The organism is Stenotrophomonas sp. 22692, from assembly GCF_052045015.1.
Classification (GTDB): domain Bacteria; phylum Pseudomonadota; class Gammaproteobacteria; order Xanthomonadales; family Xanthomonadaceae; genus Stenotrophomonas; species Stenotrophomonas geniculata.
The window spans coordinates 17931-29929 of the sequence record NZ_JBQEMR010000038.1; the positions used below are offsets into that span (position 1 = coordinate 17931).

Annotated in this window: 10 protein-coding genes; 2 read left to right on the plus strand and 8 right to left on the minus strand. The window is 66.2% G+C overall.

The window, feature by feature from the left end; genetic code table 11:
• Positions 1–190: 190 nt before the first annotated feature.
• The 3 genes from ACTJJM_RS18050 to ACTJJM_RS18060 form a co-directional block, all read right to left on the minus strand.
• Positions 191–1126: a FecR domain-containing protein gene (locus ACTJJM_RS18050; RefSeq protein WP_099559987.1), complete on the minus strand. Its 936-nt coding sequence runs from the start codon at positions 1124–1126 to the stop codon at positions 191–193.
• Positions 1127–1230: 104 nt separating this feature from the next.
• Positions 1231–1731 carry an RNA polymerase sigma factor gene (locus ACTJJM_RS18055; protein WP_010483990.1) on the minus strand — a complete coding sequence of 167 codons (501 nt, stop codon included), beginning with the start codon at positions 1729–1731 and terminating at the stop codon, positions 1231–1233.
• 72 nt (positions 1732–1803) lie between these two features.
• Positions 1804–2277: a hypothetical protein gene (locus tag ACTJJM_RS18060; protein WP_010483989.1), complete on the minus strand. Its 474-nt coding sequence runs from the start codon at positions 2275–2277 to the stop codon at positions 1804–1806.
• 183 nt (positions 2278–2460) lie between these two features.
• Between ACTJJM_RS18060 and ppa the strand changes: the two genes are divergently transcribed.
• Entirely contained in the window at positions 2461–2997 is a 537-nt protein-coding gene (ppa, locus tag ACTJJM_RS18065; RefSeq protein WP_005410935.1) for an inorganic diphosphatase, read from the plus strand.
• Between the two features lie 152 nt (positions 2998–3149).
• Entirely contained in the window at positions 3150–4271 is a 1122-nt protein-coding gene (locus ACTJJM_RS18070) for an HDOD domain-containing protein (protein ID WP_010483988.1), read from the plus strand.
• 55 nt (positions 4272–4326) lie between these two features.
• Here ACTJJM_RS18070 and ACTJJM_RS18075 read toward each other — a convergent pair whose 3' ends face one another.
• The 5 genes from ACTJJM_RS18075 to ACTJJM_RS18095 all read right to left on the minus strand — a co-directional run bounded on the left by ACTJJM_RS18075 (position 4327) and on the right by ACTJJM_RS18095 (position 11885).
• Positions 4327–4536 carry a hypothetical protein gene (locus tag ACTJJM_RS18075; protein ID WP_010483987.1) on the minus strand — a complete coding sequence of 70 codons (210 nt, stop codon included), beginning with the start codon at positions 4534–4536 and terminating at the stop codon, positions 4327–4329.
• Between the two features lie 170 nt (positions 4537–4706).
• On the minus strand, positions 4707–7565 hold the full coding sequence (locus tag ACTJJM_RS18080) for a TonB-dependent receptor (protein WP_010483986.1): 2859 nt from the start codon (positions 7563–7565) through the stop codon (positions 4707–4709).
• A 49-nt stretch (positions 7566–7614) separates the two neighbouring features.
• Positions 7615–8514 carry a helix-turn-helix transcriptional regulator gene (locus ACTJJM_RS18085; protein ID WP_010483985.1) on the minus strand — a complete coding sequence of 300 codons (900 nt, stop codon included), beginning with the start codon at positions 8512–8514 and terminating at the stop codon, positions 7615–7617.
• 114 nt (positions 8515–8628) lie between these two features.
• Entirely contained in the window at positions 8629–10953 is a 2325-nt protein-coding gene (locus ACTJJM_RS18090; RefSeq protein ID WP_414610312.1) for a winged helix-turn-helix domain-containing protein, read from the minus strand.
• Between the two features lie 260 nt (positions 10954–11213).
• Positions 11214–11885: an ion channel gene (locus ACTJJM_RS18095; RefSeq protein WP_049412101.1), complete on the minus strand. Its 672-nt coding sequence runs from the start codon at positions 11883–11885 to the stop codon at positions 11214–11216.
• Positions 11886–11999 lie beyond the last annotated feature (114 nt).

The window sequence follows — 11999 nt, forward strand, 5'->3', positions numbered from 1 at the left end:
TCATCCGCAACACAGGCGGACACGGCGACGTACGTGGCGGCGGCGGGTACGTTCGCGGGGTAAGACGGTTGGGCGCGCGGCAACCCCAAGAGCGATTTGCGGTCGCGACAGGTGCCGACCGGCCGGTGATCGTGGTGGGTGCCGACCGTTGGTCGGCACACTGGGACCTTCATCCACGCATGGCGTGGATCTACTGGTGAATGATGGCGACGCCGAGCGGCAGGCGGGTGACCTGCAGACCTGCTGTTGCGGCCAGTGCATCCAGCGCCTGCTCCGGGCGATCGATGCGCAATGCGGCACTCACCGCGGGTAGTCGCGACAGATCGCCGCGCACGAAGGTCGGGCCGGCGCGGTAACGCCCCACCCATTGCACGGCGTCGGCGACGCTGGCCTGCTCCAGCAGCAGCTCGCCCTGCCGCCACGCGCCGACGCTGTCGGCAGCCACATCCCGCAGACGCGTCACGCCGCTGTGCTCGCCATAGACCGCACGCTGGCCCACCTGCAGATAGGTCCAGCCACCGTCGGCCGGGCGGGCCACGCGCACCCTGCCCTGCCCGACCTGGGTTTCAACCTGGTCATCGCCGCGCGCGACGGTGAACGCGGTCGAGATGTCCTCGATCACGCCGTTGCCCGCACGCACGCTGAAACGTCGCTGCGCATCCGGGCTGACCTCGAACCAGGCACGCCCGCGCAGCAGCTCGATCTCGCGTGCATGTGCATTGAAGCGCACGGCAATCGCACTGTCCGCATCCAGCACTGCGCGGCTGCCATCGGGCAATTGCACGTTCTGCACGACGTGCGTGCTGCGATGGTCGGCCTGCAGCCGCAACCAGGCCTCCGGCCATGCCACCAGCATCGCCAGCGCGGCTGCAGCGGCCATTGCCCAGCGCATTCGATGCGGCCGCGGGCGTTCGGCGGGCCGGACCTGCGGGCGTGGCCCGACACTGCGCCACAGCGCGCGCTCGTGTTCGAAGGCGCGTCGGTGCCCCGGTTGTGCCAGCCAGCGCTCGAACTCGTGCATGCGCCCTTCGCCGATGTCACCCGAGGCCAGCCACGCGATCCAGCCCCGGGCCTGTTCGGCCAGGGCATCGTCATTGGCGGCGGGCAGCGTGTTCGGCGGGCTCATCGGCTGGCGGACAGGCGCATTCAAGCGCGGGCGGAGGAACTAGACCGCATCCACGGTCCAGTGATCAAGACGTTTCAGCGAGGGCCAGCCCCAAGCCGGGGCGATCATCGGCCGCTGCGTGCCCAGGCCAGGCGCTGCAGGGCGGTGCGCACATGGTTCTCGACGGTCGTCACCGACACCCCGAGACGGCGGGCGATCTCGGCCTGGGTCAGGCCCTGCAGGCGGTTGAGCCGGAAGATGGTGCGGGTCGGCTCCGGCAGGTGCCCCGCCGCGTCGAGCACACGCTGCAGCTCGTCCTGGGCCATGGCCCGTTCCTCGGTCGAGATGACCTCGTCCGGCCCCCACAGGTAGTGGTCGGCCAGCAGGCGGTTGCGTCGGGTCGATTCGCGGCCGTGGTCGGTGGCCAGGTTGGCGGCCAGCCGGTACAGATAGGCCCGCGGGTTATCGATGGCCTGGCTGTCGTCGACCCCACGGGCCTTGAACCATACGGCCTGGATCACGTCCTCGGCACCATTGTCTCCGCCGAGGATGCGCTGCACCCGGCGCAGCAGTGCCGGCCGCTCACGGATCAGCAGTTCGGTAAGGGAGGCGGCATTGGAGGACATGCGCGGAACCGGGACGACAGACGGAAGGCGCCGCGCATGCTACTCCGTTAATGCGAATCAGTCACGTTCGCATCAGTGGATGCAGCCGGTCAGCCCGTCATAGACGCTCTCCGACGTGCCGGGCAACGGATCATGCAGCGGATTACGGGCCGCCAGCGCCGCATGGAAGTCCTCAACCGGGGTGCCAGGCACCAGCGGCAGCCGGCACAGCCAGGTCGGTTGCCGGGCCACGATCGCACCGTCGTTCCGCGACACGGCCAGGTCACTGGCGGCAAATGCCCAGAGGCACTCACGCACCGTGCCGCGCACCGCATCCACTGAACACCGCAGGCGCAGCGCCCGGATGTCGCTGTACTCGCCCTCGCAGAAGGTGTCGCCGCAGATCCTGTCGAAGCCATGCTGCAACCGGCCTTCCAGGGCAAAGAAGCGGTCCCAGTTGGCTTCCTGGTGCGGATAGTCGATCAGGTCCACGTAGGGAAAGGCCTGGGCGGCGGGCGCGATCAGCAGCGCGCAGAACAGGCCGAGTGACAGGGCGGATGGTTTCATGCGGGAACTCCTCGGGTAGGTGCATCCAGCCTGCGCGCGCACGCCGCCCGGCCCCATCGGTCAACCCCGGCCCGCCGGGTCGGCGCCTTCCACGCCCTGCCGTCGGCCCCCTCCCCTGCACAGCGCCCGGCAAAGGCATAAAATGGGGGGCTATCCGTCTATACCCCCCACCTGGAGCACACCATGGGTCTGGAACTCGTCTCGCCCGGCAAGAACCCGCCGGAAGAAATCAACGTCATCATCGAGATCCCGAAGGACTCGGAGCCGGTGAAGTACGAAGTGGACAAGGAAACCGGCGCGATCTTCGTCGACCGCATCCTGTCCACCCCGATGCGCTACCCCTGCAACTACGGCTACGTGCCGAGCACCCTGTGCGGCGACGGCGATCCGGCCGACGTGCTGGTGGTGCTGCCGCTGCCGCTGGTGCCGGGCTCGGTCGTGCGCTGCCGTCCGGTCGGCGTGCTGAAGATGAGCGATGAGGCGGGCAGCGACGAGAAGATCCTGGCCGTGCCGGTGTCGAAGATCTTCAGTGGCTACGCCCACGTCGAAGACATCGCCCAGGTGTCCAGCCACTGGCTGGAGCGCATCGGCCACTTCTTCGAGCACTACAAGGACCTGGAGAAGGGCAAGTGGGTCAAGCTCGACGGTTGGGGCGGCGCCGCTGAGGCCAAGCAGATCCTGATCGAGGCGCACCAGCGCCATCTCGACAGCAAGGCCTGAGCCTGAACCGGATCGCTCCGGCGGCACCCCGCCGGAGCGATGCGGGTCACGTTTCATGACGACGGCACATCACTCTTGCCGCCGTATTAGGTAAATTGCGTCACTTCACACGTCGTCGACATCCATCGTCGAGACAGCCAGGGGAATGTGTCGTGCGTATTCTGCTTGTTGGGGATGCAGCCAGCCTGCCGGCTGAGCTGACCGAATTCATTGCCGATCTTGGGGAAGACTGGCAGCCGCTGACCGCCACCGATGGCCAGACCGCGATGACCGCGGTGGCCACGCAGGGCGTGGATGCGGTGATCGTCTGCCCGCAACTGCCGGATCTCAATGCCACCACGCTGCTTGGCCAGATCCGGACCTTGCGCCCGGAAACCATCCGCATTGCGCTGGTGGACGCCCAGCACGGCAACCGGCCGCCGCCGGCACGCCTGATCGGCGTGGCCCACCGCTTCCTGCCGTTGCCGCTGGCACCGGAAGTGTTGCTGGAAGCGCTGACCAGCCTGGAAGAGCTGCGTGAAGTGCTGGACAGCCCACGCCTGCGCGACGCCATCGGCCGTATCGAGAAGCTGCCCTCGCCGCCGCACCTGTACCTGAGCCTGACCCAGGCACTGGAACATGACGACGACGCCGACAGCGCCGACGTCGCCAAGCTGGTGGCGGCCGATCCGGCCATCGCCGCCAAGGTGCTGCAACTGTCGAATTCGGCGTTCTTCAGCCAGGGTCGCACCATTGCCGACCTGCGCACCGCCGTGACCCGCCTCGGCCTGTCGACGCTGCGCGATCTGGTACTGGCCAGCGAGGTGTTCTCGGCACCGACACTGTCCACGGCCGAGCGCAATTCACTGCAGCAGCGCGCCCTGCTCGCCTCGCGGCTGGCGGCACGCCTGCTGCCCGAATCCAGCGCCGAACTGGGCGCGACCGCCGCGCTGCTGGCCGACATCGGCCTGCTGCTGCCCGGCGTGCGCAACGAGCGCAGCGAACCGTCGCTGGCCGGTGACACCCGCCCGGGCCACGCCGAAGCCGGTGCCTATCTGCTCGGCCTGTGGGGCCTGCCGATGCCGATCATCGAAGCGGTCGCGTTCCATCTGCAGCCGCAGCGTGCCAATACGCGCAGCTTCTGGGTGACCGGCGCGGTGCACGTGGCACTGGCACTGGTCAATGGTGATCCGGTGGACGAGGACTACCTGCAGCGCGCAGGTGTTCTCAACAGGCTGCCGCAGTGGCGGGAGCATGCCAACAGCCTGATGGGACTGGTACCCAGCGAGATCTGAGCTGTCAACGCAGGAAGAACCTCGAAGGCGCGCCCAAAGGCGCGCCTTTTTTGCATCAGCGCGCGCCGCAGGCATCCTGCACGCAGTGGCGATACTGCAGATCGCACAGGACCTTCGACTTGCCTGCAGCCAGGCATTCCTGACGCAGCTCCTCGCAGTACAGCCCGCCCCCACAGACGCCACCGGTCTGGGCAAACACCGCACCCACCAATGTTGCATAGATCAGTGCAGCAGCAGACAGTTTGTGCAACAGCGTGCTCTTCATCGCTCTCTCCATGTGCAAGGGTCCGCAAGTGGACCCAGCAACTGTGTTGATTGCGACACGACAGGAACGTGACCTCCCTCACCTTCCAAGATATTTCGGAATTCCCCTACAAAGAAAGAGGGCGGACCTTGCGGTCCGCCCTCCTGGTACTGCTGTCGCACTTCGAACTATCAGAAGCGCTGGGTGTACTTCATGTACAGGAAGCGACCGACGTCGAAGCCACCGTAGTAGGCGAAGCTCGAGTTCGGCGCCGAGTACTGCAGCGCACCGCGGTGATCGAACACGTTGTTCGCACCCAGGGCGATGGTGGCATCCCACGGAGCCTTCCAGCTGACCTGCACATCGTGGAAGGTGTTGGAGCCGGTGTGGCGCAGCGGATCCGGCTCACCATTGGCGTAGTGGTTCGGAGCGTCGCACCATGCGTCGTCGATGCAGCTTTCCTTCATGCCCGAGTAGTAGCGGGCAGTCCAGTTGACGCCGAAGTCACCCAGCTCCCAGTTGACACCCAGGTTCGAACGGACGCGGAACAGGCCCGGCTCACCAACGCGACCGATGGTGATGTTCTCACCCTTCTTGTTCTGGCCGGCTTCGTCGTACTTGGCCAGGTAGCTGGTCTGCCAGTCGATGCTGAACTTGCCGATCGACAGTTCCGGCAGGCGGTACTTGACACCCAGATCGTAGCCTTCGGTCTCCATCGAGCCGAGGTTGGCCAGGCCGTAGGTCAGTGCCTCGATATGGCCATCAGCGGCACGGGTGACGCCTTCGCAGCGAGCTGCGTTGCCCAGCACGTAGCAGTCACGCAGGATGCGATCAACGCTGTCAGCGATGATCATGTTCTTCAGCTCGTAGCGGTACCAGTCGAGCGAGATGTCCAGGCCCTGCACCCAACGCGGGCTCCAGACCAGGCCAACCGTCTTGCTCTTGGAGGTTTCCGGCTTCAGAGCCGAATTCGAACCGCTGACGAACTGGTCCGGGGTCGCGCACGGGAAGGTGCTGCAAGGCGCGAAGCCCTGGCCGACCTGCACGTAGTTGGCCGGCACGCCAGCCGCGGCGCAGGCAGCATTGCCAGCGACGTTGCCCGGCGAGGTCGAACCGCACGGATCGGTATAACGCTCGAAGCTCGAGTTGGTGCCGCCGTACAGATCGTCAACGGTCGGTGCGCGGAAGCCTTCTGCGTAGGTACCGCGGACCAGCAGTTCGTCGATCGGGCGCCACACCAGGCCGAACTTCGAGTTGATCGTGTCACCGAAGTTGCTGTAGTCAGAGTAGCGGCTTGCGACGTTGAAGGTCAGTTCCTTGGCAAACGGCAGGTCCGACAGGATCGGCACGTTCAGTTCCAGGTAGAACTCATCCAGCGAGTAGTTGCCCGAGGTGGTGGTCGACGCCAGGCCGGTCGACTGGCCCGACTGACGGAAGGCGTCCGGCACGAAGCGGCCTTCTTCCTTGCGGTGCTCGTAGCCCATGGCCACACCCAGGTCACCGGCCGGCAGCTCGAACAGCGAACCGGACAGGTTGGCGGTGTAGCTGGTGGTCTTGGTCACACCAGTGTCGGTGTAGGTCGGGAACAGGAAGTTCTGCAGATCACGGTCGGCAAGCGAGCCCTGGCCGTTGACGCCGTAAGGCAGCAGCGGGTTCCACGGGCGACACTGGCTCAGCGGGATCGGATTGGCGGCGGTCCCGCACTGAGCAACGCCCTGGCCGTTGATGAACGACTTGCCAAGTGCCTGCTCGGAAGCGATCAGGCTCATGTCGCCGTAGCCGGTCTTGGTCAGCTCGTTGCGGTTCCACAGCGCGCCAACGTCCCAGTCCCAGGTCTTGCCGGCAAACTCGAAGAAGCCACTCAGGCTCGGCGCGAAGCGCAGGGTCTTGAGGTCGCTCTTGGTGGTACGCGGCACTTCCCACAGGCGGCGACGGAACTCAACGTCCTGGCCGATCGGGTTGAACGCGCTGTCCTTCGACAGCGGGGTACCGAACGACAGCGACTGGTACGGGTAACCCGCGATCTGCTGGTCGGTGGTGCGCTGGTTGTACAGCACGTCAGCATTGAAGGTGATCGAATCAGCCAGATCGTAGCTGCCGTTGACATACACGGACTTACGCTCGATGCCGGTCTGCACCATCATCTGCTGGTTGGCGTTGGAGTACTCGGCCGGAGTCAGCAGGTGGTAGTCGGCCGCATTCTTCGGGTCACCGCCCGGATTCAGGGTCTTCCACTCCGGCTGCGGCTGGCCTGCAGCGCGCGGCTTGCAGTCGCCCCACACGCGCGGGTCGCACCAGGTGCTGTTCTGGCTCAGCGGGCTCCAGTCGGCAGAGGTCGAATTCGGGCCCAGGCCGCCGTCGCGGCTGAACCAACGATCCTTCGCCCACACCGGATCCTGCTTGGAGTACTCGGCCGACAGGGTCACGCCGCCACGCTCGCCTTCAGAGCCGAGGGTGAACGAGTAGGTGTTGGTGTCGCCGTCGCCGCGGCCGTACTGGCCAACGTAGACGCTGGCTTCAGCACCATCGAAGCGCTTGCGGGTGATCACATTGACCACGCCAGCAATGGCGTCCGAACCGTAGATGGCGGAGGCGCCATCCTTCAGCACTTCGATGCGCTCGACGGCGGCCATCGGAATCTGGCTCAGATCCTGGTAGCCGGCAGTGGTCGCGCCCAGGCGCTTGCCGTTCATCAGCACCAGGGTGCGCTGCGCGCCAAGGTTGCGCAGGTCGACGTAGTAGCCGCCAACGTTTTCGCCGGAGGACAGCGAGTCCGCGCGGGAAATGGCCGGCGAACCTGCCGAGGTCAGGTTCTGCAGGACATCGGCGACGGTGGTGTAGCCCTGCTTTTCCAGGTTCTCACGGCTCAGCGTGAGGACCGGCTGCTGGGTCTCCATCGAGGCGCCGCGGATGCGCGAGCCCGTGATTTCGATGCGATCCAGGGTGGTCGCATCCTTTGCTTCCTGCGCAGAAGCAAAGGCGGGCGTCAGCGCCAACGCAATGCCAGCCGGCAGAAGGCCCAGCCGCACTGCGGGATTACGAACGTTCATCTATCTCTCCAAGGTACGTGTTAGCAGCGTGTTAAAACACCCCAGCACGTTACGATTGCGTTGCAGCGCTGTATTTGCGCGAGCCAACCGGAGACTTTGCAGATTGTGGCGGCAGCAAGCCGCCGTTTTCCCTGAAGCGCGATGCGGACTGGCCGTAGCGGGCGCGGAACGCACGCGCGAAGCTGCAGCAGTTGTCGAAGCCACTGGCCGCAGCGACCTCGCCAACCATCATGTCGGTGTCCCGCAGCAGGTCGGCCGCCCTTTCCAGGCGCAAACGTGCTGAAAGCGACTGCGGACTTTCCTCGTACAGGCTCTGGAAGGTCTTGGAGAGATACCAGCTGGAGAAGTTGGTCAGCTCGGCCAGTTCACCGATGCGCACCACGCGGTGGCTGTTGCCTTCCAGGTACAGGCGGGCGCGCTGCATGCGGCCGAATACCTGGCGCTTGCGGCTGCGCGAGCGACCCGGGCAACGCTGCACGTTGTCGGCCAGCCCACGCTGCAGGCCCGCCAGATGCAGCAGCAGCGGGCGCAGTGCCTGTGCCGGCTGGCCACTGGCCAGCGCATCGCGCCACAGGCGCAGCGCAACGCGGGCATCGCCACGGCTCATGCGGCCACGCCCGGCGTACAGGCCGCAGTCGGCCATCTCGGCCAGCACGCGCAGTGCTTCGACAGTCAGGTTCAGGCCAACGCACAAGCCGTTGCGGCCTGCCTGCACCAGCGGCCGCGACTCCTTCTCGAAGGCGATCCACTCGCCCTGGCGCAAGCGGAAGCGTCCTTCCTTGGCTTCCACCCAGGAGCTGCCGCGCACCTGCATCCACACAGTGAAGCTGCTGCCTGCGGTCTGCAGGCTGCCGAGCCGGGCCACGCCCAGGCAGGTCGGCGCAGCATCGTCGAGCGACCGGTCCAGAGAGACGGTTTGGCCGCGATCGGCCAGCGAGAGTTGACGCATGGGGGCACCACGGTTTGCCTAGTACAGGCCTCCGTTTTGCCAAATCAGGCGGCACCACGTCAGGAAAGTCAGACGAGATCGCCACGAATTCGCGGCGAGGTCGCCACGAAGAAATTACGAAGGCCCATTTCCGTTGAACAACAACAACTTGGAGAACGCCGGAAGCAGCGTCGGCGAGCGCTCGGGCAAGCGCATCACGCCGATGTCGGCACCGTCGCTGACCGCCATTGCCACGAACAGCGTGTGCCCATCGGCGCCGGCACTCAGCCCGTTGCCGGCACTGAGGCGTTCCGCATCCAGGCAGCGTTCCGGCTCCTCGCGCCCGGCCTGGATCAGCACCAGTGTCGTGCCACAACGGGTGGACGTACCGAGGTAGCCGATCGCGTTGCTGCCGGCCACGGTCCAGGCACGGTACCGCCACCGGCTGGGCCGGTCATCGCTGATCTGCTGCACGCTTGCCGGTGCCAACGCCGCATCCACCGACCACAGGCCTCCTGCGGCCAGGCGGGTGAACAGCACACGCCCGCTGCTGCGATCGAACCGCGCCTGCGAAACACCGTCGATGCTGGCCAGGCGGCGCCAGGGCTGCACGCTTCGATCAAACAGGCTCAGCCGGGTCTGTTGCTGGTCATCGCGCTCGACCACCAGCAGCTGGTCCGGGCGTGCCCCGTACAGTGCCTGCAGCGGCTGCTCCGACGGGACAGGCAACGGCTGGACGCGTTCGTCACGTGGGGCGATCTCATAGACCACTGTGCGTCCGTGCTCGTCGCGCCCCACCACCAGCAACCGGCGGCTGTCGGCCGACCAGTCCGGTGCCTGACGTGCCTCGGGCCGCAAGCCTTCGATCGGCCGCAGCGAATCGGGGCGCTCCATGTCCGCCCACCACAGCGCGAAGCTGCCTGAACGATCGGACGTGAACACCAGTTGGCGTCCATCCGGCGCCGCCATCGGCTGCCCATCCCGGCCACTGGACGCAAACAAGCGCTGCGGCGGCGAGCCGCCCTCCATCGGCACCTTGAAGATGCCGAACTGCGCGCGCCGATGGACGAAGGCCAGCATGCCCGCGCGGCGCGCAGTGGCCGGCCACTGTGCGTCGTCGAGCCCGGCATCGCGCAGCGTGCGGCTCTCGACGTCCAGGTAGTACAGGCGCACTTCACTGTCGACACGGCGTCCAAACACGATCGTCCGACCATCACGCAACCAGGCCCAGCCACGCAGTTCAGCGGCCTCGCTGGTCAGCTGCTCGGGCGTGCCCCCCGCTGCCGGCATGCGCCACAGGTCGCCCAGCTGCGGATTGCGCACGAACACCAGCCACTTGCCATCAGGCGAGTAGCGCGGCGCATAGTCGAAGTCATCCTCGGCAACACCGTAGTCCAGCGCCTCCCATTGGCCACTGGCCAGATCGAGCTTGCGGATGCCCCGATGGGCATAGCGCCCCACCATGCTGCCGAACACCAGGCCACGGCCGTCCGGCGTCCAGTCGAAACTGAGCAGCTCGGTGCCATCGCACCGCGTGGCCTGGCGCAGGGCACCACCGGTCGCGCTGGCGATCAGCACCTGGCAGCCGCCGTTGTTGCTGAACCGCGCGAAGGCGATCTCGCGTCCATCCGGCGACCAGCTCGGGAAGCGGTCAACCGAGCCGGCCGGCGGAGCCAGCAGCTGCCGCGCTGGCGCGTTGCCGGAGGTCTGTACCTTGATCGCCCCACCCCCTTGCCCGTCTTCGTTGGCGCCTTCATAGGCCACCAACGAACCATCGGGTGAAAGCGTGGGATAGGTTTCAAAACCGCTGGTTGCGGTGATCAACCGATAGGGACGCTGCGGGCTGCCGATCACGCGCGTGCCGTTCTCCACGGCCGCATCCACCGCTGAACTGCTGGCCGGTGCCCGCCGCAGCAGCAGCGCGGCCAGCACCACCACCGTGGCCAGCATCAGCACGCCCAGCACCAGCAGCACGCGCCGGCGGACATGGCGCCAGCGGCGGCGCGATGCCTGCACGTGTGCCGGCCTCTCCTCGGCGATGCCCATCACCGGTTGCACGTCCGCGATTCCGTCATCGGCTTCTGAGGACGGTGCCGCCTCGACATCGTCCAGTACCTGCACCGGCACCAGCAGGCGATAGCCGGTCTTGGCGATGGTCTCGATATAGGCCTGGCCGTTGTCGTCGTCGTTGCTGAACGCCTTGCGCAGCTGGGTGACGGCCTGGGTAAGCACATCATTGGTCGGCAGCGTGTCCGGCCAGACTTCCGCGAACAGTTCATCGCGGGTGACAACACGCCCGGGCTGGCGCAGCAGTACACGCAGCACGCCCAGCGCCTTCGGCGTCAGCCGACGCGGGCGACGCGCACCGACGACCTCGACTTCTCGCGAGGACAGAGTGACAGTGCACTCTCCGATCCGGATCCGATCGAATCCGGGGGGCTGGTTTTCACTGCTGTTCATTTTCCGCTACACAGTAGAGACAGGTCCGGGGCAGCGTTTGCCTTCGATACCCTCCCGTCCTGGGAACAGCAAAAAGCCAGACTCCGCACAAAGCATCGGCGCATACCGCAAAAACAATGAAGCGGGCGAATACTAGCCTATGCGGGTTACCTCGCCTATCGCGTGGTCGACATCCAGGCTCTCTCTCGCCGACGCATTCACATAATTTGCTGCACCATTCGCGCCCTGCGGGGCGCGAAATTTTTATCTGGCGTTCATTTTCACATGCGCCGCAGCATGGTCAATCCGACCAGTCGTGAAACCACCAAAGCCACGTACATCACGCCTGAAAACTGCTCCAGCATGACCAATGCACGCGCCTGCGGATGCAGTGGCACGACGTCGCTCAAGCCGACACCCGAGAGCAAACTGAAGCTCAGATAAAGCAGTTCCATCCAGGTGCGCTGCGCACCACCACCGGTGCCCTGGAAACTGCCCGGATACCACTGCTGGCACACGGCGAAAGCAAACGCGAAGGCCCAGGCCAGCAACGTGAATGTCGCGCCTGCCGCGAACAGTTCATCGCGGGTGACTCTATGGTCCTGGAGCATGTAGGCGATGAGTGCACCGGCCGTATAGAAGTACAGCAGGCTTTCCAGCAGCTGCGCGGTGGTCAGCAACGCACTGCGATCCAGCAATGCACCGGCCAGCGAGAACACCACCGAAGGAATGGCCAGCAGCAGCGCCAGCCAGGTGCCCAGCGGGCTGCGCTGGACCACCCACAGCGCCAGGCCCAGTACCGCCATGCCGAACATTCCCAGCGCCGCGCGGCCCGCAGCGGTGTCATCCAGCGCGGGGTACAGCAGCACGGCGATCAACTGGGCCCCCAGCAGCCAGGCCGAAGGATGACGGCGGGCAATGGCCAGCCAGCGGGTGGTGATGGCAACGGGCATGGCGTCCTTTCCCCGGGGTGGTGGGCCGAGGATAGCCGGGAGCGGTGTGATGAGCGGTAGTGGGGGGGGGGGGGGGGGAACCCCCCCCCCCCCCCCCCCCCCCCCCCGACGCCC

Bases quoted from the DNA above. Each gene is read 5' to 3' on its own strand.
- ACTJJM_RS18080 (WP_010483986.1), bottom strand. From the start codon at position 7,565: ATGAACGTTCGTAATCCCGCAGTGCGGCTGGGCCTTCTGCCGGCTGGC.
- ACTJJM_RS18090 (WP_414610312.1), bottom strand. From the start codon at position 10,953: ATGAACAGCAGTGAAAACCAGCCCCCCGGATTCGATCGGATCCGGATC.
- ACTJJM_RS18095 (WP_049412101.1), bottom strand. From the start codon at position 11,885: ATGCCCGTTGCCATCACCACCCGCTGGCTGGCCATTGCCCGCCGTCAT.
- ACTJJM_RS18055 (WP_010483990.1), bottom strand. From the start codon at position 1,731: ATGTCCTCCAATGCCGCCTCCCTTACCGAACTGCTGATCCGTGAGCGG.
- ppa (WP_005410935.1), top strand. From the start codon at position 2,461: ATGGGTCTGGAACTCGTCTCGCCCGGCAAGAACCCGCCGGAAGAAATC.
- ACTJJM_RS18050 (WP_099559987.1), bottom strand. From the start codon at position 1,126: ATGAGCCCGCCGAACACGCTGCCCGCCGCCAATGACGATGCCCTGGCC.
- ACTJJM_RS18060 (WP_010483989.1), bottom strand. From the start codon at position 2,277: ATGAAACCATCCGCCCTGTCACTCGGCCTGTTCTGCGCGCTGCTGATC.
- ACTJJM_RS18075 (WP_010483987.1), bottom strand. From the start codon at position 4,536: ATGAAGAGCACGCTGTTGCACAAACTGTCTGCTGCTGCACTGATCTAT.
- ACTJJM_RS18085 (WP_010483985.1), bottom strand. From the start codon at position 8,514: ATGCGTCAACTCTCGCTGGCCGATCGCGGCCAAACCGTCTCTCTGGAC.